Source organism: Pseudomonas sp. IT-347P (assembly GCF_949768005.1).
Taxonomy (GTDB): domain Bacteria; phylum Pseudomonadota; class Gammaproteobacteria; order Pseudomonadales; family Pseudomonadaceae; genus Aquipseudomonas.
The window spans coordinates 233,411-257,672 of the sequence record NZ_CATKPQ010000033.1 but is presented as its reverse complement, the minus strand read 5'-3'; the positions used below and the strand labels follow the sequence as shown (position 1 = coordinate 257,672).

The window sequence follows — 24,262 nt, the reverse complement described above, 5'->3', positions numbered from 1 at the left end:
ATGACCGAAGCCGCTCTCGCCCCCGAATCCCCGCACGCGCCGTCTGTCATTCGGCTGCTGCTAGGCAAGCTGGGGATCGCCTACGAAGAAGTGCTCGACCACCACGGCCTCAACGCCTCGCGCAAGGTACAAGCCGTGTTGCTCGACGACGCCGTGGGCGCGCTGATGGTGCTGTTTCCGCAGAGCCAGTTGCTGGACCTTAACCGTCTCGCCGAACTGACCGGCCGACGCCTGACCGCCGTCTCCACCGAGCGTCTGGAAAAAATGCTCGGCAAACACAGCCTGAGCCTGCTGCCGGGTCTGCCGGCGCTGACCAGTTCGCCGTGCCTCTACGAAGAAAGCCTGCTGCGTGAACCGAAGCTGCTGATCAACTCCGGCGAGCCGGGCCTGCTGCTGGAAATCGCCAGCGAAGATTTCAAGAGCATGCTGACCAAGGCCAGCGCCGCCAACTTCGGCGAAGCCCTGAGCAGCATCCGCCCGAACCTCGACCGCCCGGACGATGACCGCGAGGAAATCACCCAGGCCGTGCAAGCGTTCACCGCGCGGCGCATTCAGCAACGTCTGGAAGCAACCATCGAGATCCCGCCGCTGGCCGAAACCGCGCAAAAAATCATCAAGCTGCGCGTCGACCCCAACGCCACCATCGACGACATCACCGGCGTGGTCGAAACCGATCCGGCGCTGGCCGCACAAGTGGTGAGCTGGGCGGCGTCGCCGTACTACGCCTCGCCGGGCAAGATCCGTTCGGTGGAAGACGCGATCGTCCGCGTACTGGGCTTCGATCTGGTGATCAACCTCGCGCTGGGCCTGGCCCTCGGCAAGACCCTGAGCCTGCCCAAAGACCACCCGCAACACACCACGCCGTACTGGCAGCAATCGATCTACACCGCCGCCGTCATCGAAGGCCTGACCCGCGCCATGCCGCGCGCTCAGCGCCCGGAAGCCGGCCTGACGTATCTCGCCGGTCTGCTGCACAACTTCGGCTACCTGCTGCTGGCCCACGTGTTCCCGCCGCACTTCTCGCTGATCTGCCGCCACCTGGAGGTCAACCCGCACCTGTGCCACAGCTACATCGAGCAACACCTGCTCGGTATCAGCCGCGAACAGATCGGCTCGTGGCTGATGCGCTACTGGGACATGCCCGATGAACTGGCCACCGCCCTGCGCTTTCAGCACGACCCAAGCTACGACGGCGCCTACGCCGAATATCCGAACCTCGTCTGCCTGGCCGTGCGCCTGCTGCGCAGTCGCGGGATTGGCTCCGGACCGGATGAAGACATTCCGGATGCGCTGCTGGAGCGTGTGGGTCTGACCCGCGAGAAGGCCAACGACGTGGTCAGCAAAGTCCTCGAAGCCGAAGTCCTGCTGCGCGAACTGGCCTCGCAGTTCAGCCAGGCCTAAAACAAAACAGGCCCGCTCCCCCAAGGATCACCAAAAGCCCTGTGGGAGCGAGCCTGCTCGCGATAAATGCATCTCAGCCAAGACCCGCCTCACACGTAACGTGCAACCCAGCCCTTCGTTGCGACAGGAAAAGGCTCAGCCTCTTTATATGAACTACCGCACATGACGATACGTTTATCCCGCATCAGCACCATGTCGTAGGCACTATTACACCAATACTCATCCTCGAATATGACATAGCCTTGGCCATTACCATATTTGGTATCCAGTTCACCTGTTGCGAGGTAGCGCGCCGTTATCGTTCTGAGCTCCTCCGTCAGCAGGCCATTGCCGGTATTGCCTAACACAACAATCGAACCATCTTCTTGAAAAGTGCAGCTTCCCCACCCGAGACCGTGCGGCACCAACAGAGAAAACAGTGGGTTGCCACCATTGAATACGCGATTGAATGAACCACTAGGGTTCAACATGAAGATCAACCCGCTACGCACCCCGCGAGCACCTTCCCCTATTCCAACGATTGCGCCGTCTTCCGATCGGATCTTCAGGTCGTGCACCTGAATATAACCAGCATGAGGAATGGTCACCGCGATGCCATTGTTGAACCCGGCATCCACCTGACCATCTGGGCCAAGGCGCGTCACATAGGCTCCAAGAACATTAAGACTATCGTCAGAGTAAGACCCTCCGACTAGCACTTTCCCGTCCGTTTGAAGTGCAATCGCCCCACCTGAATTGGACCCATGAGTAACGCCCGGTAGCTCCACCCTCGCAGAACCACCATTGAAAGAGCTATTTTTCGAACCATCCGCATTGAAACTCAAGACAAGACTTCGTGCCTGCCGCCCACCCACCGAAACGCGGGTTAGCAAAAAGATCTTGCCGTCGGCTTGCTCGGCAGCAAAGGTATTGGCGCCAAGGCTAGCACTTCTATGGTTACGGCTATCCAATTGAGAAGGAGAGCCGAGTGTCACGCTCTTATCGTTGGGGTAACCAATATCCCGACGATTGATTAAAAGGATACCGCGCTCAGCAAAAGACTCATCAAGCTTGCCGTCTGCAGATTGACGCACAACAAACAACCCGGTCTCTGAGATGTCGTCGCCTACGAAAACCATGTACAGGCCAAAGACTAACCACCCACCGTCCACCAGCGCAGTCAGGCCAGAAACCGTCACTTGAAATCCATCGTCGAACTTGACTTCAACAAAGCCCAGTTTGCGCTCGCCAAAACTATTGTCGAGTGCTCCATCTTCATTCAGGCGCATTAACACAAGGTTGCCACCCACACCAAGTTCCACCATGGCAACCAACAGCTTGTTGTCAGTTAATTCCAGGACCGCATCAGGTGTCATCGCTGAAATTTCGGGACGCGGAAAACTCACCACGCCCTGGTCACCAAAATTCAGGTCAGGCTTTCCTTCGGCAGATAGCGTTTCAATGCTCTTCATGATCGAACTCCCTGTGGTTTCCATGCGCCCACCAATGGACACTGCTCCACACTGCACCAACAAGTACTCGAACACACCTGTCAGACCTGACAGGTGTGTTCGAGTACTTAAGAGTTTTGAAGAGGGGTTTACGAGTAACGCAATTACCCGCCCTAGGCTTTGAAAACAGCCTGGACATGCCAACCAGGTATCACGGTTTTGGCTTGGACTTCCTCGGCTTCAAGTACTTCATCAAACCCTGAAACCACATCACCAGCGCCGGGTTGCCCTTGAGCTGAATCGACTTGTCCTGAATCCCCTGCATAAACGCCAACTGCTTGTTCTTTGCCTGCATCGTGGCAAAGCCATAACCGGCATCTTTAAACGCAATCGCAAACGCCGGCTCTGCCACCACGCCAGACTTGCTGGTGATGCGCTGATCCTTGACCACGAAATGCCGCGCCACTTTCCCATCCAGCGTCTGCAACTGAAACACCAGATCCTTGTCACCCAACTGTTGCTGGAACGCAGGGTTTGTCCGGCTGGCCTTACCCATCAACAAACCCATCATCCACAGAAGAAAACGAAATTTCATGCGCACAGCCTCAAAAGGAAAATGAACGGCCGGGGCAGTGTAAGGGATTCGGACGATAACGCCAGTATCTGACGCTGTTGGAAGAGGATGCTGACTATTTCCCGCACGATGACCGCCAAGTCACAATTCCGTGAGCAACGTCCTACACCTGTTGAAACACATCCCTGTAGGAGCTGGCGAAGCCTGCGATCTTTTGATCTTCCGCCCCGCGAATCTATGGGAAATTTCCTGCAAAGTACGGGGCTGTCCATGAACTAGGCGAGTTGGTGCGGTGGGGATAGGCTCTGTGGGTCGCCGCAAAATCGGTGACTCGGACGTGCAAGTCCAGACTCGTCATGCATTCAGTTATGGCTATTCGCCGAGTGTTTTCCTATGCTCGCGAACTGTTATGGCGGCTGTGTATGGGAGGCCTTCGGGTCTGCCGGTTTCCGAGTCCGGTCTTGCACACCTATACACAGCTGCCACCCTTTCGAAGCAAGCGAAACGGTGTTGGCTCCATAACTCGGAAAATACCTATGATCAAACCAACACCCAATCCCCCAGAAAACCCGGATATTTCGCCCTACGAATCTCTGGAATCAAAGAAATTCCACGAAGCCGCCGAGCGCGCCCTCGACCACCATTTCAAACCAGCCGTCGAACCACACCCCAAACGTGAGAACGGCCTTTTCAAACTCTCCCCCGGCACCGACGCCGAAGCCCTCATGGCCAACGCCTCCGAAGACCTCCTGTCCATCAGCGTCATCGCCTGCGACCTCGCCGACGACCTCCACGGCTCCCGCCGCTCGGTTGCACTCGCCCTGAGCAGAATGGCGGACGGCGTGAGATTGATGGTGGAAGGGACACTCGACCAGATAGAAGTGCGAAGCGTGGCGGCCAAGCCGTAGCGAGATTTGCGGATGAAAAAAGGGGACGTTAAGTCCCCTTTTCTGATCCTCAACAACAACGACTAGCGAAAATCCTCCGCACTTTTTGGACGTGTCTCCAACCCGAAAATCGCTGCGCGGTGGATGTACGCATCACCACCCGCATTACAGGACTGTCGAAATACGACCTTGTCGCCCTTGAGTACAGAGAGATAACTGACGAACGCCTGATTAACGAGGTAGGTGTAAACACCGCTTTTGAACTTGATGATGTTCAGGTTCACGCTGCCTTCCGACGCATCCACAACAAAGAATTTGCCCTTGGGCGGCAAAGCCGTCTTCGGATAGCTCATTTCTATTTTGCCCGGCACGCCGTAACGGTACTGAACAGAACCGACCGTGGGTTTGCTGTTCCCTCGCGCACAAATGGAAACCGTCTTGCCACCCTGCAGCGGGCAACTGAAGTAAATATCTTCGTTATCCGAGCACAACGTCCCCTCCCGTCCGCCCTGCAATGGCGCTGTTTCTTGCGAAACGCGTTCTGCTGTTTGAGTGACATCGGCGCAATTGGACAAACACACCAGTTTCGAAAGATCCGGAACATCGCTTTCAGTAAACAGGTACGTCGCTGAACCGTCACGGATGCGGGCGTGATAAACAGGCACACTGACGGCCAGCCCCTTGGCGGATACGGGCACGACCTTATCCTTCCCTGAGACGACCCAGCCTTCAGCACCACCGCACAACGCCTCCAAGGCAACGTCACTGAAGGGTTCTTTCGTTGGCACGGCGAACGGTTTGGCATCACCTCGACAGTCGTAGCCGTGCCAGTAGGGTCCGGTATTCGGATTAATGTCTATCGAGAAGATATAGGCGCCGTCGAGAACTACTGTCCCGCTGTTGTAGGTAAAAACCAACCAACGGCGCGACTTTGCCTGGGAGTAATTTTCGTTCGCCAGGATGTAACGCTCGCCATCTCGATACAGCCAGAAACTACTCATTGCCCCGGCTGATTCCGCCTCCTCTGAGAGACGCTGTCCGGATTTTGCGTCCACAAGAACGTTGTCTCTCAGCGCCAATGCGCAATTGCTGTCAGCGTCCATGCAGGACTTGAGGGACGGGAACATTGGCCCCGCCGCCACAGAGAAAGAACACAGCAATAACGCGATCAAGACTAATCTTTTCAACTTGCCTCCCTGCTTATGATTTACGGGGCTGATTAAACTTTCCTCACCGCAGATTTCTGCGTCTTAAAGCGAGTAATCCATCACTTCTTCCAACTGCCAGCATTGTCCACGGACAAACCGATACTCGAAGACGTAGTCGGTATCTGGCTTCTGCAGGATCGCGATCGCCTTGTCACCCCGCTGTTCCTTGACGGTCAACGTCAGGCCCTGGGCCTCTCGCTTTGCTTGATCCGGAATGATTGGAAACTTGAGCTGATCGCCGCTGAGGCTGCGCTTTTCCATCCCGGGCTCGGGATCGCCGGCTACAGTCGTGACCATCTTCAGCGGCTGCTGGACGAAAGTTTTCTGCACGTCAGCGCGCTCGGAGAAAGCGGTGAGAAACTCGGAAAAGTCAGTCGAAGGGCAAGTGGCATTGGCCGTGTCACCATCGGTTTTGATTGGCTGCTGGCGATTGCCCGGATCCCGTTTTGAATCCGCAATCATCTTCGCATCCAGTTCCGCTAGGCGTTTCTTAATGCTCGCCGCATCTTTGTAAGCACACTCGACCGCAACATCGTCTTCCAGATTCAGACCGTCCAAGCAGTTCTCAAGCTCGGGATCTGGCGGGTCGCCGCTAAAAAACCGCAAAGCCAACTGATCACCGTCCTTCACCAGTGGCAATTCCAGCACCGAATAGGAATCACCTTCGAATTGACTGTGCGAGACTTTTTGTTTTGTCAGAACAAACATGGACTTCCCCGCTTGCTCCGGGAATTTGCGCTCGAAGAAGAACACCGAGGCGATCTGCTCACCTTCGACTTTCCACACATAATTCAGCGAAGGCTTCACCGCATTCATGGTGGTGTAGAAGATCTCGGCGTAAGGAACATGCCCTTCCCTCACTTGACCTTTGAGGTTGTTCTTCAAAAAGAACACCGTGATTTTTTGATCGCCGAGCGAGGCAACTACCGGCGGATGCAGCTCACCGATGGTTTGTGGGTCACTTGCTAATGCCGGCTGAGCCAACAAGGCAACCATGAATCCGAGCGCACTCATACAACTTAAGAGCCTGGCCAATTCCACTCACTTCCCTGTTGATCAATCTTCAAATGTTTAGGCTGAGGGTTTCACGATGACTCAGGTGCGCCGCATTTCAGCTCTTTGATTTGCTCATTTCGAATCGGAATCACACAAGCGAGGCGCTTCTCTCCCTCCCCACGAAGCTCGAACAAGCTGAGCGTCAGGTGTAAACCGTCAGTAGCGAACGCATGATCCTCAAACACCGCACTGGCATAGCCATCCCAAAACGACTTGCCCTCGAAACTGCAGAACCGCTTGGACGCCAGCACTCGCCAATTGCCATCGGGCGCGAGAGTCTGGACATCGAGGCAAGGGCTGCCAAACGTAGTGACGTAGCGAGCTACCACATCGCCGAAACGTTGCGAGGCCGATGCAGAAACCTTGGCCACATCGACCACTTCACTCGGGCCGTCAGGCGCAATCGCATCCAGGTAGGCGGCACGCTCCAGACTCATTCTGGTGATGCACTTATTGAGTACTTGGGAATAAGCCTGCGAACCGGGTGCGACAGCCGTGGTTTCGAGGGGGCAGGTGGTGTCACGCAATTTGATCCAGGCACGCTGCGACTCTTTGGCAGCGGCCATATTTGTCTTGGTCAGTTCCGGTTCGGGGCTGGACTCAAACCGCGACATCAGTTTTTTGTAGCTGGCATTGAGTCGTGCGTCGGCATTCTTACGGTCGGCCTCCAAGCACTCATCGTATTGCCAGCTCACGTTGATGACTTTGCAGGTGTCCTCGGCATGCGCGATTAATGCGCACAGCGTTCCAAGAGGCAATGCGATAAAACGGACAATCCTGTTCAATTTTTCATTCCCTGATGTGCAGTTCGCTCAATCACTCTGTGCGGAATTTTCTGCGCCTTGCCATCGGCGCTCATCGCGTCGCGGTACTGGCTGTAATAGCGCTGCGCTTCATCTTTGCGATCCAGGCGCCAGAGTGAATCGGCGATGTTCAACATCAGCACCGTGCGTTTACCAACGGCCTCAACGCCGCGATAAAACTTCAGCGCCAGCTCATCTCTACCGCCCTCGGCCAGATAAAAACCCAGGTCGTTGTACGCCTGGACATTTTGCGCCGGGGGATGGCACGCCATGTAGGACTCTGGACTTAGAAAGTTCAGGTTCGATTCGATGGACTCTGCGCGGGACTGCGCAGCTTTGATGGTCGAGATATATTTCAACCACTCCTTCGGGGACTTCGTTTCCAGGCTAGGTGTGAGGACTTCGCCATCCTCCGAAAACCACTGATTACCCACCCATTTGCCGAGACAAAAACGAGGGGAACGCTCGGCCAGCACGCAACCGGTGTCCATGGAGATCACATCGCAATGCTGTTGCGACACGAGTTTTTCTTCTTGATTCTCGTCCGACACGATGCCGAAGACCACCGGGTCGAGCAATAAGGTTTTCTTGTCAGGACTGAGCCAGTCCGGATGTCCATCGGCGCCAACATCGGCACTGAAGAGCGGGAAGGTTTTGCCGTTGGCGGTGAACCATGCCGTCGCCGAATCCACACCGGGCATCGTCCATTTTGTCGCTCTAAACGTCACGGTGTGCCCATCGATACCGACTATTGGCGGATCCTCGGCAAAGGCACTTGTGGCGGCAAGAAAGCTGCCGATCATCAACACCCACTTAAGGCTGGCCATAGACGATCCTTTTCACCGCTGGGCTTTCTGACACTAGCTGTCTTTTCGTAACGCCATAGGCCTTGATCAGCTCTTCCCGAGATCCCTTCGAGCCAAAAGAGCGTTGGTTACTATCGAAGCTGTATTGCTCCAATCGCCCTGCTGTCGAGTAATACCCATGCCACTCCGCGCAGGCACCACAACCGCCATAGCCGCCTATCGAAACAAGACTGCCCTTGGTGCCTTCCACACAATCCATCACCACAACAACATTGCTCAACATTTTCGTCTTCGCACCGTCGGAAGTGAGTTGTAAAACTTTGCTGATATCGCGTCGAAGCACCTTGCTACCGATGTTGATGGTCTGGTCGGAACAGACCGGGATGACATGGGTTTGCGCACCATCCACCGTCACCGATCGGCAGGACGACACCAACACCACTTCAACACCGCCGCACTGCATGACATCGCGTTGGGTAAAGGCGTCCGAAGGCGCGGCGAAGGCTGGCAGAGAAAGCAGCAGCGAAAGGCTGCCCGCGAGAAGACGGTTCATCCACTCACTCCTCATCCATCGGCGACGATTCCACATCGGTCATGCTCAGCAGCCGAAACTCATTGTTCACAAACTCGTAGTAACGCTCCCGATTACCACTTTCCAACGCATTCCCCTGCGCATATTCTTCACCGTCGAGCGTGATGCCGGACACGATGATCATGCGGCTGTCGGGCTGATAGGCCATGCCGAAGGTGCTGCCATCGTAAGCATTGGGCAGACCGCCAACGACTTCCCCAGTCTGAGCATCCAGCACTTCGCCGCAAATGGCGCTGCCGCCACAGCCGAGCCTGTGCAGGATGTAATGGCCGGCGAAGTTGACCTTGCCTTTCAGGGCTTGCACCCGTGCCTGATCCATCATTGGACTGCTGTTTTCTTGCGGCACCAGCTTATGGTTGGGGCCGGTGAAAACTGGCGTGACGGTGTAATCCTTGAAGGTTGGATCGGCCGCGAATGTCATGGATGCGGCAGCCAACAACAGGCTGCCGAGAAGAACCGAAAATCCTTTCACGCTGTAACTCCATCGACGCAAGTCATTGTGGGGGTGTTCATTCGAAGGCAATGCCGCGCACCGCTTTCCTGATTTGCTCGAATCCTTCGTTGCTGATCGCCAATGGGGTGGATGAACCCGATTCCGCCGAGCCAATCAGCACGTCTTTGCCCCTCAGCAGGCAAAAAGCGACGCGGGTAATGTGCCGTCGTGACTTGTCGTGGAAACCGAAGATGAATCCCGAAGAGTTCTCCCCGCCCCATTGTTCAAAGGTGTAGTTGCTCGCACGACCGGCCAGCGAGTTGGGCACCCAGCCCTTTTCGGTAAGGGTCGCCGGGCACCTGCGGTCGTTGTCGTCACGCAGTATTTGCACCGCAAACGCATCGTCTTCCGGGGGTTTCCAGTCGGTGAGAAGCGAAAAGTTCTCCGAGTTTTCACACATCAAACCAAACCACGGCTGGCTCAGGTCACCGTGTTTCTCGAAGTGCCAGTCGGCACCACTCGAGGTTTGAGCTTGCCACAGGCTGGGAGCGCTGGACGGTTTTGGCAGCTGTTTGGCCGCGACAAAAATCGAATAGAAGTCGTTGAACTTCAGCCATTGGTCCTGCAGCAATGGCATGGAAAACCGACACGACCCCATGTCGACAACTGTCTCGGTCGGGCCTTGGGCAACCGGCGACTGACCGGGTTCGTTACCGACCAACACAGCAGCTGCGGCGGTCACATAACCCATCTGTAAAAGCACGACCAGACCAAAGATCAATTCGCGGAGGTATCGTAGTTTCACTTCGCATCCTTCGAATTGATCAATTGCAACTCACCATCGCGATACAACACCTCACAGCCCAACCACGCCGGATCCACCTGCGGCATCACCGCCGACGGCTTGCGCAACTCCCGCAACAACGTCGAGCCATGCGACAAGCGCCCACCCATCCGCGCAATCACTGCCCGCGCTGTTTGGTAGTGCGCGTGCCGCCCCGGATCGAGGGTGTCTTCGAGCAAGATGTCCTCGCCGAGGATGCCCCGCACCTGCCCCGGATAAATCATGAACCCGGTGGCCTGCTCAGCACCTTCGCGACCGTCCTGCCAGAAGCTGCCATCGCGGGTGCGCACATCCGGATGCGGTGCGAACCAGTGCTCGCGATCCGCCAGCGGCATGGCGTGGTGCAGACGGAAGAAGATGCGCATGAGGTTGTCGCGATACCACTCGCGTACTTGCAGGTAGTAACCGCGCAGGCCCGGCAGGCCGGTCGAATGCGCGAGGCGGATCAGACCTGGCCATTGCGGGAATGGTTGTAATGGCAGCTCACTCGACGCGGGTCGAGGGGTGGCCGGATCAGTTTCCCACGGCAATCGATGCGGACTGTTTTCAAGATTGTCGTAAGCGGTCGGCGGGCGGCCCAGCCAATCACCGCCGCTGCTGGCCAGCGCCGTGGCGATGCACAGATTGCCTTGCACCACGAACACGTAAAACCGGGTGAACCAGTCCGCGAGTTGTTGGCCATCGGCAGCTTGGGCGACGAGTTCGGCCAGTTCCCGATCAAAGCGCTGCAAGCCGTTTTCAAGGTTCAGCAAATGGCCGCGAGCCTTGCGTTGCATACGCAAAAACAGCGGCAACGAACGCAGCATCTTCAGCGGTTGCCATGGCAAATGCGGAGTCGCGCCACCGACTTCACCGGCGTAGTTAGCGGCGCTGATGCCCCAGTCGGCCAGCCTTGCGAGAAACAGGTCATTGTTGATGTAGGACGCGCCGCCGAACACGGCGGTGAACGGCTCGTTGTCCTGCAACACCCGCGCATCCCAACGCGCCATGATCGCCGGGATACTTACGGCGGCGCGACGCTGGGCGTACTCAACCAGTGCGCTCGGTTGCGGCGGCAGGATCTCGGCGATGTTGGCGGCTGTGAGGTGCCGGCGCCAGCCGTAATCGCTGATTGGCCGATATTGCAGCAGCCACAGTTGCGAGCCATCCCAGGCCCATTCGACGTCGCCGGGCACGTAGTGGAACACGCGCAACACGTCTTGCAGAAAGCGCCAGAGCAGGTCTTCGGTCAAGCCATGGGCCGACGTGAACGTGCCGCTGCGCCAAGCATCACCGAGCCGCGAAAGCGTTGCTCGCGAGGGGCTGACGTGACCGTCGGCAAGCGATTCGAGATGGCCTTCAACCCACTCCAGTTCTACCGAGAGATGTCGCACGAACGCGATCCCGGAAACTACCGGGGTGATGAAGCGCTGCACCACCACTTCCTCGACACCTTCGGCCGTCAGTTCGGCAATGCGTTTCGGCACATTGGCGGACGGCTCGCGCAGATAGGTCGTGCTCAAACCAGCATTCGCCGAATCGGCCTGATCCTCGCCGTAACTGGAGGAGCGCACCGCCCAGGTCACATCAGGTTGGGCGGCGAGAAATGCCGGCAGACGCGGATCGCTGCAATCGTTGAGCGTCAGCGCCGCCGGCACCGCTTGCCGCGCCAGTTCAGCCAGACGCAAACGACCACCCTTGGTGTGCGCGACAAACCCGCGCTCGCCCGACTCCAGCCACTGCGCGAATTCGGCGGGCGAGTCGATCCACGGGTAATGACCCCAACCGGGTTTGAGGCTGATGGTCAGATCGGCGCGGGCGAGAATCGCCGACCATGCCGCCGCTTGCTCGATGCCGAGCACCGCGTCCTGATCGCCCCAAACCAACTCGACCGGATCGGTGATCCACTCCAGCAGTGGCAACGCGGTATCGGCGCGAATCAGATCCCAATGCGGCACAAACGCACGGCAGCGCGCATAGCCGGCGCCCATGCGCTGGTACTGCTCGGGCGTCCAGGTCTGGTTGGAAAACTTGCGCGCGAACAGCGTGGGTTTGTTCGACAGCAGCCGGTGGATGGTCTTGCGAATCGGCAGTGGCGACATCAGTGCCGGTAACCGCCGCTGCCACAAAAATGCTCCGACCGGCGCCAGTAAAACACTGCGTGAAAAGTGTCCGGGCCGACGTTGCAACGCGTGCAGCACCAGCAACGCATTGACTCCGACCGCCATGATCGCGTTGCCCTGCTGTGTCATCGCCAGCAATGTCTGCGCGTAGTCCGCCAGATCCTCGCAGGGTGGCAGCGGATTGGCGCCGAAGCCCGGCAACTCCAGCGGCACCACGTCGTAGCGCTGAAAGTGCGGCAGCGCGTCATCCCACCAATCGGCAGCGCTGCCGTTGCCGGCTAGCAGGTACATCAACGGCTTGCTCATGAGCGATCCTCAGGTCAGATCGCGCAGAGCGGCGTCGAGGGTTGGATAGCGGAATGTGTAGCCAGCCTCGGTCAAACGCTGCGGCACCACGCGCTGACCGTCGAAGAACAGCTGCGCCATCTCTCCCGCGATTGCACGCACTGGCGCGGCGGGAACGTGGAACCACACCGGACGCTTGAGGACCTTGCCGGCCTGCTCGGCGAACGCGGCCTGACTGACCGTTTCGGGCGCGACCATGTTGTAGGTGCCACGCAGAGTGTCGTCGCTGAAAGCCCGCGCGATCACCTGAAGCACATCGTCGCGATGCACCCAACTCATGATCTGCCGACCATCGCCCATGCGCCCGCCGAACCCCAGGCGGAACGGCAGCAGCAACGGCGTCAACGCACCGCCCGGGCCGAACACCACGCCGAGGCGCAGCACCACCTGACGCACGCCACACTCAGTGGCCGGTTGCGCGGCGGCTTCCCAACGCGCACAGAGTTCGGCCATGAAACCGTCGCCTTTGCTGGCGTGTTCGTCGAGGCTTTCGCTGGCATCGCGCACGCCGTAGAAACCGATGGCCGAGGCTTGAATCCATAGGGCTGGTTTGTGCTTGGTGTTCTTCAGCCAGGTCATCAACGCTTCGGTGGTGCCGACTCGACTGGCGAGCAGTTGCGCCTGACGCTTGGGAGTCCAGCGTGGGCCGGCGACGGGTGCGCCGGCGAGATTGATGATTACGTCGAAGGCTTCGTCGTGGCTAAGTTCGCTGAGCGAATGCACACAGCGGATGCGACCGTTGAATAGATTGGCCGCGGTCAATGGATCGCGCGTTAGAACGCTGACCGAATGGCCGGCATCGAGCATTAGGTTGACCAAGGCTTCGCCGATAAAACCGGTGCCGCCGGTGATTAGCACTCGTTTGTAGGCGCCATCGGAAAACGGGTTGGATTGGCTCGGTGCCTTTACTGAAGGGGATTTTCGGCGGTCATGCCGATACAGCCAGAACAACGGAGGCAACAACACCAGCAACGCAAAACCGTCGAGCCACAGGTGCGACCAGACCTGTTGTTGCGCCGAGAGCCACATGTCCTGCGGCGCCCATAACAGGATGCCGGCGATCAACCAGACCCACACTGCCGGGGCTTTCAAGCGATTGCCCAAGTGCACCAACGCGAGCATGTACAGCGAATAACTTTGCAGCGTCGCGCCGAACAGCGCGAGCCACCAGACTTGTTGTTCGTGGCCGGCCGCAGGTACCGCATCGGCGCCCCAGAATGCGAGTTCGAGGGTGTGCAGATAGCCGTCGAGTAATCCGGAATGACCGGCCCAGGTCAGAGTAAGGCCGGCGAGAATGTGCACGATTGCGGCGGCGTATAGCCAGAGCACTAACGCTGGGCGAAGGGAGTTCGAGGGGGCTGGCATTCCGTGTCCTGAGCGCATTCCTTGGGGGTGGGGAGTTTAAAGGAAAAGCTTGGGGTTTCGGGGGTTGTCAGTAGCAGTAGCTGGGTTTGATTGGTGTGGTCGAGTTTTTCTTTAGCTCATCCAAACGATTGATCGATCCTTTACTTCCCTTTGCCGCGCCCATTTCATAACAGGCCACAGCACGGGACAAATCCTTGGTCACCAGTTCCCCCCGCTCGAAAGCGGAGCCTAAAGCACCCAACGCGTGGACGCTGCCCATGGTCGCAGCCCGGATCATTGCTTCTTCAGCCAACGCAGGATGTTGGCATGAACCTGTTCCAGCCAATGTGTTGCCGTCGCAGTAATAGAGCGAGAGCATCAGTGCGCCTTCGGGCGAAGTAGCCGCTGCAGCTTTGATCAACGCCTCCAATTTATCCGTTGGCAACTGCGGCGCCATGCCCGAAAGGCTCAAACTTGCTGCACTCAAACTGGATTCCGGATCTCCGGAACGCGCTGCGCAAAGGTCATTTTCCAGTGACGCCTCGAAAAGCTCTGCAGTGAGACGGTACTGCTCCAGTCCTCCCAAATTACCGAAGGCGTTGGCACGTTGGCGGCAGAAATTCTCCTCAATACTCAACTTGGGCTTGCTCGCCACTACCAAGTCTTTCTCACTAATCGACCAATCCTCAACCCCCTCAAGCACCCAACATGCCTGACGAGAGAAGTTGAAGATCTTGATATTGCTGTTACCCGCCCGTTTATCCACAACGTTGACGTGACTGTCATCGACCTCTTCGATCTCGACTCCAGGTGTCTTGCCGGGTGTGATTGCAGCCATCAGCGGATAGGTGAACGTTGTTCCACTAACACCCGAGGTCGAAGGCTCAAAGGTGCTTCGATCCTTCCCAGCTACCGGTTTCAACACCAGCGACTTAACCGTCATTGCGGTAAGACGGCGTTGTGATTCGCTATTGGCGGAAAACGCTGTCAGGAAAGCAGGAAACTCCTCCGAAGGACAAGCGCCGCTGGCCGGCGCCGTCGAAGCGCTCTTGTCGGATGCTAAAGCAGGGACAATCTTGTCCAGATACGCCGAACGCTCTCGGCTCATCCTGGCGATGCAAGAGTTAACGGCGAACACATGCGCCGGCATCCCCGTCTCGATTTCGAATGCCTCCAAAGGGCAGTTCGCATCGCGCAACTTCAACCACGCACGTTGCGACTCTTTGACCTTCGCGGCGTACTGCGCGCCCAATGCCGGATCTGCTCGATAGTCAGACTCAAGCCGCGTCATCAACTGCTTGTAACTGACATTCAACTGCGCATCGGCAGCCTTCTTCGCCGCCTCCGAGCAGGGAACCATTTCCAGGCTTGAGGTGACATGGCTGCAATCGTCCTGCGCATAGGCCGCTGAAGCCGGCAGCAGTACGGCCAGCAGGGTTAAAACAAAACGGTTCACTGTGTTCATCCTTGAGTCATTCAGGTTTTGCGTTTGGTGAATCGGGTGATGCATTGCTTTGGGATGTTCGTTTCCCAGTAAGTGCTGAGCAACGCTTTGCGTTTTTTGTCGACGCGCAGGTTAACGAAGCCATCGCCGCAGTCCGGCTGTAACTCTTCGAAGGCGCCGGTTTTGACTTGGTAAATGAACACCCGGTAGTAGTGGTAAGTGCCCATGCCGTCATCGAGCTGCCAGATCGCGAAATCCTGGGCGCCGTCGAAATTGAAATCGTCGAACTGCACGTGGAGTTCGTTTTCGGCTTCAAAATCGATTGTCCGCGACTCGCTGTGCGTTTCGCTTTTAACCGCGATGTTCAGCTTGGAGCCTTCGAGAACCAGCGTCGCGTCGACGCCTTTGGTTGGGCTGAACGTGGTGGTTTCGGCTAACGCCGGGATCGTCCATATCAGGCCGAGCAGTGATACCGCCAGAGTTTTGAATTGCATGTGCTCGCCCTACTCCTCCCCGTGAAACGCGGCTCGTCTCAATTGCAGTTTTCTCGAGATTTCGCTGCCTGCGGAATACGTTCACCCTTTCCGTTCATTGTCATTTTAGCGATGTATTCCTTATATAGCGGACATGCGTCGAACTTCATTCCGATATCCCAATAAGCATCTGCCAAATTCAATGTTGCAACGACTCTCTCCGGAAACTTTTTATGAATCCCCCTCAAAAGCAAAGCAGCTAAAACATTGTTTTTGCTACGATACAAATAATAAGCATAGTCATTTAGAGGCCCGACATTATCATTGGATATTATCAAAGTTAGCTCATACACCAGCTCTTGAGGAATACTCCTCCTTACCTTGTTCCCGCTATCATCGAGCCCATAAAATAATTCTCCTTTTTCACCCTGAGGAAGCTTATCAAGAATATATTTGAAGTCTTTCCTGATTTCTGCAAGCTGATCCTCATTACTCAAATAGCTAAAATTGGGCCCATTTTCGGAGAACTGAGAAAACAGGGTGCAACACGCCACACGCTGAACATTAAACTTCTGCGGAAATAGTGCTTCACCTGGTACCCTCTCACCACCCAAGGTATATTTTTCATCTCTACTAGGCTCCGCCCAAGTAGATTTTTTATAGAGAACCCAGTCTTTCCGCGCAGAACTCCATTTAAAACTATACTGCGTAAGATCAGTATTACGAGTATAAAAATCCAGCAACAACGAGAATACACCTGGTAGATAACCTACAGATAACCCACCGTCTCCAAGTTCAAAAAACCCCGAAACTGACTTGTTACCCCCACCAATATCTATAGTGATTCGCGAAATTGTACCGTCATCCTCAAGTGAGCTAACACTATACGGATCGCAGATTCCATCCCCATTTAGATCAGCCTCACAGATAGAGTTCGCACTAACCACTGCCGCCAAGAACGCGAAACCAAAAAAAACTACCAGTCTCATCATAAGTTCCCCCGAGTGCAACGATGCATGCTTCGGCGTATTGTTTACCTACTGATGCTATTCTTGCTGACGCGTAGTAAATAAAGAAAGATAGGCACAGATTTATTTGGCATGTAGTAAAACCGAAGCCACCGGGTTAAACGAATTATCCCGTCCACCCAATGCGTTAACCCGGCTAGTGCCTCAAGAGCCCGATCGCTCTAAAACTCTCTTAGGAATTTTCATGGCTTTTCCCGACTGCTGCATCATAGAGTTATATTTTTTATAGTTCTCTGCAGCCAAATCTTTTTGACTCAACCCCCAATATGCATCAGCTATATTCAAGTAAGCGACAGTTCTCTCTGGGTTTTCAGAAATCACCTTTCTTAGTAGTTCAACCGATTCTGAATAATATCCTGCCTCAGCAAACAAAAATCCGAGATCATTGGACCAACCCACCTTGTCAGGATAGAAATACGCTTCAGCTATGTAGCTTTCAGGTGCACACGACTCACTACTGCCCCCATCCGCAACAAGATAACCCATAGATTCTATAAGCTTATTTTTATCATTATTTTTGTATGCAACGAGTGCTTGGTCTGCCGTCGAGACAACAAAGGATGACATGAGTTTTTCACCTTTCACCCGCCCCGCCTGAATGTCCAAATTTAACTTTTGAAGATATTCAAATGCAGTCGCACCGTCGAAATCTTCAAGTGATTTAGAAATCAAAACATTCAGAGGTAAAACATAAGCACTCTTAAGAGATCTATCGCACGATTCATTATTAACCGTATAGACAACCCGGCTAACTGCCACACTTTTTCGAGTAGCATCATATTCAAATTGAACATTAAAATTCTGCGACGCTTGGTCTTCTTTTTTGGTAATCAAATTCAAAACATCTCCCACAACGTGAGCGTCTGACTTGAACGTGTATACTTCCCCTTGAGAATCCACAACACCTATAGTTTTATCGACGCCTTTAACAACAGAGACATTGAAGCCGTCATAACTTTTAGGCGAATAAACATTATTAATTTTCGCCAACGCCGATTTTGCGCTCAATATAACCGAGTCTTTCCCAGACACCTCAGCAACCAATACTAGTTTATCGGGAAGTGCAGCATCGTCATTTTTTACGAGCAGGAGCCTTGGAGACCTTAATCCAGGAACCAAAGCAACATCAAACTGTTTCTTCACCATTTCTGCAGGAGGAGGACTGTCGTTTGCAGTACCAAGTGAAGACTGGCCAGCAAAAAAAATAAATAAAAAAATCTGCAGGCACCAAATCTTTTTTAAATTAATCATTTATTAAGCTCCTGATAAATCGCTGTAAAATTAGTCCTGCGCTCCGCATAACTATCAGTATGCTTATTAACCACTTCTGTAATTTTATTAGTAGAGTCCGTATTTGGCGCGACTAGATTATTTATATTATTTACATCCCAAAACCCCATAGCCGATAATAATCCTATTTTTGTATCCAGCAACTGGTCTGGATTAGAAACCATTTCAATGGTTTCCTCAGGTATCTTTTGCTTTAAGCGGTCCTCTACCGCCTGATAGTTTGATTTCCACGTCAGCTGAATAAAACCTTTGCCTTTATACTTCTTACCTTCTTCACAGCCACCTGCAGTCAATACAAATCCACCTTGAACTGAGTTGCAGCAATAAATACGCTTCGCGATCTCGTCTTCATTTGGGAATTGAGAATATGCTTTATTTTTACGAATCGTATAGGCACTCTTTGCCGCAGGGCTTAGTGCATTATACTGCGCCATTGTAATGCGTTTATATCCATACAGTTCAGCTTCCGCAGGATACGTATTGAAATACCTTCCAAACTTAGACCTGAGAGCTTCAGCTGAATACCAAAGATCTTCTACCTTACCTACCAAGGCGCTACCAACCTCGGTCTTCACTTGAGCAAAAAACTGAGCCATTTTCGGAGCGGTATTAATTTCAAATCGATCAGCATACTTATTAAATAATCCCCTTACCTCCTCACGCTTTTGATCGGTAGAGTCCGGGAACATTTTCTTCATTTGATCGAAAGAGATCAGTTCCGCGGCCGATGAAGTAAACCCAGCTATGAACTCTATTGGATGAAAGTGCCAGACTAGACTAGATTCAACTGACGCTTTTCCAGATAGCTCATCCCAGAAGATAAATTTATCTATCCTCTCTTTTTCATGAGCCTTTAATTTTGGCGAATGTTCTAAAATATCATCCAGCCGAGCCCATTTTGGTTGATTAGCTCTATCTTTCCATTCCGTTGGATGCTTGGCGACAAGCTTTGACCATTGAGAGCGTGTGTCAGTATCCTTCAACGCGTCAGCCAACTCTGATGCGTCTATCTCTTGATTATTATCTTTATCGATTTTTTCAAACAATCTTTTGAAGAAAACGGGCATATCGTTTGGATCGAGAAATCCATCAGCAGCAGCGTTTGACTCCTCCACTATCTGAAAGCCCAGCTTGGCCCAATCATGCTGCGATATTAGAGTGGCGCCAGCCTTACGTACTAAACCGGCCACGCTTTGCCCTTCGTCTATTACATTGATCTCATACCACTCTTGTGTATCTTTATAAATCGGCGCTTTGCTTAATTCTACAGCATGCAGTTCTTTCAGAGAAACTTCCCCAGAGGCTGGGGCTTTTAACTTAACCAGAGAGTTTCTGGCTAAATACAAATACTGCCTGCCAACTTTTAAGGCAGCAGCATTATTCAAAAAGTCTTCTATACCTGTATCAGCGGTAAAAATTTCTATGTGGGCTTGAAACTTACTACTAACCTCCCCAGCTTCAGTGACATTCTCCATTTGCCCAAGGTAACCGACAGGATCTCCCGCCTTAATTCCAACTCCTATGTTCAAAACAGTGTCAACAGATGCCGGTTCAGCTACACTCCATTTTAGAACATTATTTTCCAAAGTATTTTCAACACACGCCCAGAATGTCGGTGGCACATTTCCTGTGGCGACCGGACCACCACTCACCAGCGTGCATTCGGCCATACGCTGCAGGGATGGCCCGACAACTAAATTCAAAACTTTTTGACTATCAAAAGCTACGACGCTGTTCATCATCAACTGCAAGGCACCGAGCGAAGCACCCGCTGGCTTGCCATTAGTAGGATCTGACGGGGCACCGAAAAGGGGAAGCTTATTAACTACTGTCCCATGAACCTTGCCCTGCCAATAGGTTGGCCGCTCTCGCTCTGGTACCTTTTCTTCCAACCAAACTCTATCACCGGCGTTGTTTTTATAGGGTTCGCCGGCCTTTAAGTACGCAAACCAGACTTCATTCCCTACTTCTCGTGTCTTTTGTGAGTTTAGCTGCACACTTCCAGATATGATTTTACCTTTAGCATAAATTCGGTCTGTACCCGCGACCGGACTTTGATCTAAGATTTCAAGTTTCGAGTCTTTATTTAACTTACCCACAGACATAATGCTAGATGACACTGGCAATTCGTCATATGCTTTAAAATCATTGACCTGCATTGTTACTTTCGGCTTAGGCGCTTCCTCAGGAGGTATAGGATAACGATCAAACGGTAGCAAATGCATATAGAGACTATAGAATGTCAGCTTATTTTGCTTCCCCTTATTCGCCCCTTCTTCTGGATTAGGTGCAGACTTATAATCGTGCCGGACCAGACAGAAAGAATTCGAATACTTTAATTTTTTTGAACTCCCACCCGCATCAAATGGTGATTCTAGATATTCTTTATTTAGGCGATAAGCAACGACTTCACCATCAGCCATACACCGTAATGGTTCATCCAATACACATTGGGGAGCGCTTGCATTGCTAACATGTAATCCGCCATGCCAGAATTTGTTACTACCTAACAAATAATGACCAGATACTTCGCTCTCTAGTACCTTATATACTTCGTCAGCCCCAGTGAACTGCTTGCCATCTGGTTTACGGAATGGATATTGGAAGCTCATCAGCGGAGCTGGGCCTGCCGGTGCAGGGGCCGGCGCAGGATTAGGTGCGGGTGCTGGTTGAGCACCTCTGAATTGGGGCCTCGGGCGTAAAAATTTTTCAGGCATTGGCCAGTAACCACTACCCGCCCCATATTTGGCAGATTTCGGTCCGTTTGAAGACTGCGAACCGAAGAAATTCCCCCGATCTCGAACAGGCGACCCGGAAATGTCTTCGATGACCCCCGTGTGTCCATGAAAGTTTATCCACAGTGCAATATCGCCCGGCTGTACTTCCGCAAGCGGGATCACGTCAAAATAAGTAGTGTCGGTATTTAACCCTGATGTTGTGAGGTAAGGGATCGTATATCCCGCATCCTTAAGCATTCGATACAGAAGCCCGGAGCAGTCGATTTCCTTTTTGCCATCGTTATCATGGTCAGTCTCGCCCTTGTAAGGGCCGTACTCATAACCAGTGCGATATTGCTGCCTTTGCTCAAGTAGTCCTGTGCTCATTAAAAGCTTCCTGCTTCAAAACATTGAATAGAGTTATCGCTGACGGCGCCTCGGGCTGCCAAGCGCTCAACCAAAACGGTAGCCGTCTTAGGGTCGGTTTTCTGAATCTTCCGGTAACACGCCATTGCACGAGGCAAGTCAGCAGCTACGAGGGCTCCTGCTTCGTACACTTCGCCTAAACGAATCAGTGCTTTAGTCGAACCTAGGCGGGCGACACGCTCCAATGTCGCTATTGATTCTTTGGGGTTAATACAACCGTGATTTTCGTCATACTCACCTTCGTCGCAATAAAAATCCGCGAGAGTCAAGCCGGCATCCGGGACTTGTTCTGAAGCTTGAATCAACAACGCCAGGATTCTGGAATTCTCCAAGCGTGGCGCTTGTCCAGAAAGACTGATTCCCGCAGCAGCGAATGCTGCTTGCGCCGAACCCTTCCGGGCGCCATCTAAATAGCTATCCAATGTCGCGGCGTATAAATAGATACCTGATTCGGGAGACGCCTTGTTGACCAACCTGTCGAATATGACGCCTTTTTTGAGTTCCAGCTCACCAGGCGTTAGTTTCTCGGACTGAGTGATCTCTTCCATCACCGCATCGATTGCCCAGTCCTCCACTCGACTCAGAGCCCAGCAATCACTGTGTTTGAAGACGAAAATCTTCAAAAAATGGCCCGCCTCATCACGGACGACTACTCTGTTAGGCTCTTTGATTTCAATAGTGAGAACAGATTCGGCAGCATTTTCCGGAAGCAATACCTTCAACTCATCGGCGGCAATCACGCCTAAGCTCCGCTCGACAACCTTCGGTATTTTCCCATCAGCTGTTACGTGAACATATTTCACAGGAGACGCAATAAAGGCTTTCCGTATCTCTGGCGCAGATGAAAAGGCTTTGACGAATTCACCAAAATTGCTGCTTGGGCATTGGGCGGTGCTGGACGAAGAGGCAAAGGCACCCGAAGTCATCCCCCAGCATAACAATGCAATGGAAAGCCTCTTCATCTGCCTTACGTACTTGTTTGTTGTCATCACGAAACTCATCACTCAGAAAACACAAAAAAAGCCTTCGGCTTAACCTTCTCAGGTGGAGTATTCCCCAACGCCTGATCCATCAAACTCCCCGCCTTATCCTTATCCGCCGCCCCCGGCAGCACCGGCGGTTTAATCCCGATGCCAGTCCCCGACCCAGCCGAGCCACCCGCATTGATCTTGATCACCGGCCCAACCACCGTAACCCCACCGCCATCCAGCTTGATAAAGCTCCCACCCCCAAGAATGGTCAGCTCTGTCCCGGCCTCAATAACAATCTTGTCCCCAGCCTTGAGATGAATCTCTTTGCCCACGCTGGTCAGTTGCGCAGTCCCGAGCTTCACATGCTGGTTCTGCCCAACCGTCAAATGATCATCCAGCTTCGCTTCGATCTTGCGGTCGGAAATCGTCGTGCGGTGTTCTTCAGCCTTCAGCTCGGTGTAGGTGTTCTTCACCACCGTGTCGTGACGTTCATTCCCGACCCGAATCTTCTGGTCATGCTCAACGTTCTCATCCCAGTCACGCTGGGCATGAATGTAGATCTGCTCCGCACCTTTCTTGTCTTCAATGCGCAGTTCGTTGTACCCACCGCCCCCCGGCGAGCTAAGCGTTTTGAACACGCTGCGAGTCTTGTTCGCCGGCAGTGCGTACGGCACCGGGTTTTCCTTGTGATACAGGCAGCCGGTGACGAGGGGCTGGTCGGGGTCGCCTTCGAGGAAGGTGACGAGGACTTCCATGCCGATGCGCGGGATGCTGATGGCGCCGTAGCGGTCACCGGCCCAGGAGCTGGAGACGCGTAGCCAGCAGCTGGTTTTGTCGTCGGCCTGGCCTTCGCGGTCCCAGTGGAACTGGACTTTGATGCGGCCGTATTGGTCGCAGTGGATTTCTTCGCCTTTGGGGCCGGTGACCATGGCGGTCTGGCTGCCGAGGACGCGTGGTTTCGGATGTTCCAGGGCCGGGCGGTAGAACACGTCCCACGGGGTGGCGAGGAAGGTGTTGCGGTAGCCCTGGTGGAAGTCGTCCTTGTTGTCGGTGGTGTCGCTGGTCACGCCTTCTTCGAGGACTTGCGGCTGCTTGCCTTCGTGGACGATTTCGGTGAGCAGCCACAGGTCGTTCCATTCGCTGCGCGGGTGGTCGGACATGGCCATGAAGTGGCCGCTGACCAGTTTGGTCTGGTCGCCGCGACCTTCGGCCTGACGATAGTCGGCGCGGTGGCGTTCGAGGGCGCGTTGGCTGAGGAACTTGCCACGGGCGCGGTCGATGAAGCGGCCGGGGTAGTCGTAGTCTTCCAGATCTGGCTCAGTGCTCTCGCCTTCGGGTTTGTACGCCGCTTCCATTTGCAGACGCGGCTTTTCGAAGTCGTAGTCGCGGCGTGTGGTGCGGCTGGTGCGGGTTTCCAGGCGCAGTTTGAAGCCTTTGATCACCGGTTCTTCGGCGACCATGCCGCTGCCCTGCACATACGCGGTTGGCTGGCCGAGGTCGGGAAACACGGTCTGGTCGTCACCGAACACCAGCAGGTGGGCTTTTTCGCTGTGCTGGAAGTGGTAGTGAATGCCCTCTTCTTCGCACAGGCGCTGGACGAAATGCAGGTCGGTCTCGTCGTACTGCACGCAGTAATCGCGATCCGGACACGGCTGGCTCAACTGGAAGCTGTAGGCGTTGCCCTTGATCCCGTGTTCATCGAGGATCAGCGCGATGATTTTCGGCGCCGACATCTGCTGGTAAATGCGCTGGTTGGTGCGGTGATGCAGGTATTGCAGTTGCGGCACCATCGACACTTTGTAGCGGGTCAGGCGCTTGCCGGCATCGCCTTGGGCGACTCGGTAAATCTGGCCGTGGATGCCCGAGCCTTGTGGATCGAACGCCAGAAACGCTTGCTTGTGCAGCAGTTGTTCGAGGTCCAGATCCGGGTTTTCGCTGACCAGTTCGAGGTCGAAACGAAACGGCTGGCTGATGCCTTCGGTGCCGGTGAACGACAGTACTTGCAGGTCGCCGACGTAGTCTTCGACCTTGAGGCTGAAGTGGGTTTCGTTAGCTGGGTTGAACATAAAGTGCTCCCTGTTCGAATGT

20 protein-coding genes are annotated in these 24,262 nt (G+C 54.2%); 2 read left to right on the top strand and 18 right to left on the bottom strand.

The annotated features are described in order from the left end of the window. Positions 1–1,401, top strand: coding sequence for an aminoacyl-tRNA deacylase and HDOD domain-containing protein (locus ACM6IV_RS13930; protein ID WP_414870432.1), 1,401 nt, complete (start codon positions 1–3; stop codon positions 1,399–1,401). Positions 1,402–1,490: 89 nt separating this feature from the next. Here the strand turns inward: ACM6IV_RS13930 and ACM6IV_RS13925 are convergent, their stop codons facing one another. Beyond that, positions 1,491–2,852 carry a hypothetical protein gene (locus tag ACM6IV_RS13925; protein WP_414870431.1) on the bottom strand — a complete coding sequence of 454 codons (1,362 nt, stop codon included), beginning with the start codon at positions 2,850–2,852 and terminating at the stop codon, positions 1,491–1,493. A gap of 190 nt (positions 2,853–3,042) precedes the next feature. After that, positions 3,043–3,426 carry a helicase gene (locus ACM6IV_RS13920; protein ID WP_414870430.1) on the bottom strand — a complete coding sequence of 128 codons (384 nt, stop codon included), beginning with the start codon at positions 3,424–3,426 and terminating at the stop codon, positions 3,043–3,045. A 515-nt stretch (positions 3,427–3,941) separates the two neighbouring features. On the opposite strand from ACM6IV_RS13920, the gene ACM6IV_RS13915 reads away from it, so the two are divergent. Next, a complete protein-coding gene (locus ACM6IV_RS13915) occupies positions 3,942–4,313 on the top strand; it encodes a DUF6124 family protein (protein WP_016985802.1) in 372 nt (123 codons plus the stop codon). A 62-nt stretch (positions 4,314–4,375) separates the two neighbouring features. Here the strand turns inward: ACM6IV_RS13915 and ACM6IV_RS13910 are convergent, their stop codons facing one another. The 16 genes from ACM6IV_RS13910 to ACM6IV_RS13835 form a co-directional block, all read right to left on the bottom strand. After that, the gene (locus tag ACM6IV_RS13910; RefSeq protein WP_414870429.1) at positions 4,376–5,464 is read right to left on the bottom strand and encodes a hypothetical protein; all 1,089 of its coding nucleotides are present in this window, start codon (positions 5,462–5,464) and stop codon (positions 4,376–4,378) included. Between the two features lie 78 nt (positions 5,465–5,542). Next, a complete protein-coding gene (locus ACM6IV_RS13905; RefSeq protein WP_414870428.1) occupies positions 5,543–6,514 on the bottom strand; it encodes a hypothetical protein in 972 nt (323 codons plus the stop codon). A 71-nt stretch (positions 6,515–6,585) separates the two neighbouring features. Beyond that, positions 6,586–7,341: a lysozyme inhibitor LprI family protein gene (locus ACM6IV_RS13900; RefSeq protein WP_414870427.1), complete on the bottom strand. Its 756-nt coding sequence runs from the start codon at positions 7,339–7,341 to the stop codon at positions 6,586–6,588. Further along, the gene (locus ACM6IV_RS13895) at positions 7,338–8,186 is read right to left on the bottom strand and encodes a tetratricopeptide repeat protein (protein WP_414870426.1); all 849 of its coding nucleotides are present in this window, start codon (positions 8,184–8,186) and stop codon (positions 7,338–7,340) included. The genes ACM6IV_RS13900 and ACM6IV_RS13895 overlap by 4 nt, the downstream gene beginning before the upstream one ends. Then, positions 8,173–8,718 carry a hypothetical protein gene (locus ACM6IV_RS13890; RefSeq protein ID WP_414870425.1) on the bottom strand — a complete coding sequence of 182 codons (546 nt, stop codon included), beginning with the start codon at positions 8,716–8,718 and terminating at the stop codon, positions 8,173–8,175. The genes ACM6IV_RS13895 and ACM6IV_RS13890 overlap by 14 nt, the downstream gene beginning before the upstream one ends. Before the next feature lie 4 nt (positions 8,719–8,722). Next, positions 8,723–9,178, bottom strand: a complete 456-nt coding sequence (locus ACM6IV_RS13885; RefSeq protein WP_414870756.1) for a hypothetical protein — start codon at positions 9,176–9,178, stop codon at positions 8,723–8,725. Between the two features lie 88 nt (positions 9,179–9,266). Then, positions 9,267–9,995 (bottom strand): hypothetical protein, encoded by a 729-nt coding sequence (locus ACM6IV_RS13880; RefSeq protein ID WP_414870424.1) that lies wholly within the window; start codon positions 9,993–9,995, stop codon positions 9,267–9,269. Beyond that, positions 9,992–12,442, bottom strand: a complete 2,451-nt coding sequence (locus tag ACM6IV_RS13875; RefSeq protein ID WP_414870423.1) for an alpha/beta hydrolase — start codon at positions 12,440–12,442, stop codon at positions 9,992–9,994. Before ACM6IV_RS13875 ends, ACM6IV_RS13880 begins: the two co-directional genes overlap by 4 nt. Positions 12,443–12,451: 9 nt before the next feature. Beyond that, complete coding sequence (locus ACM6IV_RS13870) at positions 12,452–13,846, bottom strand: TIGR01777 family oxidoreductase (protein WP_414870422.1); 1,395 nt, start codon at positions 13,844–13,846, stop codon at positions 12,452–12,454. Positions 13,847–13,913: 67 nt separating this feature from the next. Then, positions 13,914–15,281, bottom strand: coding sequence for a lysozyme inhibitor LprI family protein (locus ACM6IV_RS13865; RefSeq protein ID WP_414870421.1), 1,368 nt, complete (start codon positions 15,279–15,281; stop codon positions 13,914–13,916). A gap of 20 nt (positions 15,282–15,301) precedes the next feature. Continuing rightward, complete coding sequence (locus tag ACM6IV_RS13860; protein WP_414870420.1) at positions 15,302–15,763, bottom strand: XAC2610-related protein; 462 nt, start codon at positions 15,761–15,763, stop codon at positions 15,302–15,304. A 38-nt stretch (positions 15,764–15,801) separates the two neighbouring features. Continuing rightward, positions 15,802–16,731: a tetratricopeptide repeat protein gene (locus tag ACM6IV_RS13855; RefSeq protein ID WP_414870419.1), complete on the bottom strand. Its 930-nt coding sequence runs from the start codon at positions 16,729–16,731 to the stop codon at positions 15,802–15,804. A 183-nt stretch (positions 16,732–16,914) separates the two neighbouring features. Beyond that, positions 16,915–18,021, bottom strand: a complete 1,107-nt coding sequence (locus tag ACM6IV_RS13850; protein ID WP_414870418.1) for a tetratricopeptide repeat protein — start codon at positions 18,019–18,021, stop codon at positions 16,915–16,917. Continuing rightward, positions 18,018–21,164 (bottom strand): hypothetical protein, encoded by a 3,147-nt coding sequence (locus ACM6IV_RS13845; protein WP_414870417.1) that lies wholly within the window; start codon positions 21,162–21,164, stop codon positions 18,018–18,020. The genes ACM6IV_RS13850 and ACM6IV_RS13845 overlap by 4 nt, the downstream gene beginning before the upstream one ends. Then, positions 21,164–22,192, bottom strand: a complete 1,029-nt coding sequence (locus ACM6IV_RS13840) for a sel1 repeat family protein (RefSeq protein ID WP_414870416.1) — start codon at positions 22,190–22,192, stop codon at positions 21,164–21,166. The genes ACM6IV_RS13845 and ACM6IV_RS13840 overlap by 1 nt, the downstream gene beginning before the upstream one ends. Before the next feature lie 11 nt (positions 22,193–22,203). Continuing rightward, the gene (locus tag ACM6IV_RS13835) at positions 22,204–24,240 is read right to left on the bottom strand and encodes a type VI secretion system tip protein VgrG (RefSeq protein ID WP_414870415.1); all 2,037 of its coding nucleotides are present in this window, start codon (positions 24,238–24,240) and stop codon (positions 22,204–22,206) included. Positions 24,241–24,262 lie beyond the last annotated feature (22 nt).

Coding starts and splice junctions, on each gene's coding strand:
- ACM6IV_RS13895 (WP_414870426.1), bottom strand. CDS start 8,186: ATGGCCAGCCTTAAGTGGGTGTTGATGATCGGCAGCTTTCTTGCCGCC.
- ACM6IV_RS13920 (WP_414870430.1), bottom strand. CDS start 3,426: ATGAAATTTCGTTTTCTTCTGTGGATGATGGGTTTGTTGATGGGTAAG.
- ACM6IV_RS13855 (WP_414870419.1), bottom strand. CDS start 16,731: ATGAGACTGGTAGTTTTTTTTGGTTTCGCGTTCTTGGCGGCAGTGGTT.
- ACM6IV_RS13840 (WP_414870416.1), bottom strand. CDS start 22,192: ATGACAACAAACAAGTACGTAAGGCAGATGAAGAGGCTTTCCATTGCA.
- ACM6IV_RS13905 (WP_414870428.1), bottom strand. CDS start 6,514: ATGAGTGCGCTCGGATTCATGGTTGCCTTGTTGGCTCAGCCGGCATTA.
- ACM6IV_RS13870 (WP_414870422.1), bottom strand. CDS start 13,846: ATGCCAGCCCCCTCGAACTCCCTTCGCCCAGCGTTAGTGCTCTGGCTA.
- ACM6IV_RS13835 (WP_414870415.1), bottom strand. CDS start 24,240: ATGTTCAACCCAGCTAACGAAACCCACTTCAGCCTCAAGGTCGAAGAC.
- ACM6IV_RS13930 (WP_414870432.1), top strand. CDS start 1: ATGACCGAAGCCGCTCTCGCCCCCGAATCCCCGCACGCGCCGTCTGTC.
- ACM6IV_RS13850 (WP_414870418.1), bottom strand. CDS start 18,021: ATGATTAATTTAAAAAAGATTTGGTGCCTGCAGATTTTTTTATTTATT.
- ACM6IV_RS13845 (WP_414870417.1), bottom strand. CDS start 21,164: ATGAGCACAGGACTACTTGAGCAAAGGCAGCAATATCGCACTGGTTAT.
- ACM6IV_RS13860 (WP_414870420.1), bottom strand. CDS start 15,763: ATGCAATTCAAAACTCTGGCGGTATCACTGCTCGGCCTGATATGGACG.
- ACM6IV_RS13925 (WP_414870431.1), bottom strand. CDS start 2,852: ATGAAGAGCATTGAAACGCTATCTGCCGAAGGAAAGCCTGACCTGAAT.
- ACM6IV_RS13875 (WP_414870423.1), bottom strand. CDS start 12,442: ATGAGCAAGCCGTTGATGTACCTGCTAGCCGGCAACGGCAGCGCTGCC.
- ACM6IV_RS13885 (WP_414870756.1), bottom strand. CDS start 9,178: ATGACATTCGCGGCCGATCCAACCTTCAAGGATTACACCGTCACGCCA.
- ACM6IV_RS13915 (WP_016985802.1), top strand. CDS start 3,942: ATGATCAAACCAACACCCAATCCCCCAGAAAACCCGGATATTTCGCCC.
- ACM6IV_RS13890 (WP_414870425.1), bottom strand. CDS start 8,718: ATGAACCGTCTTCTCGCGGGCAGCCTTTCGCTGCTGCTTTCTCTGCCA.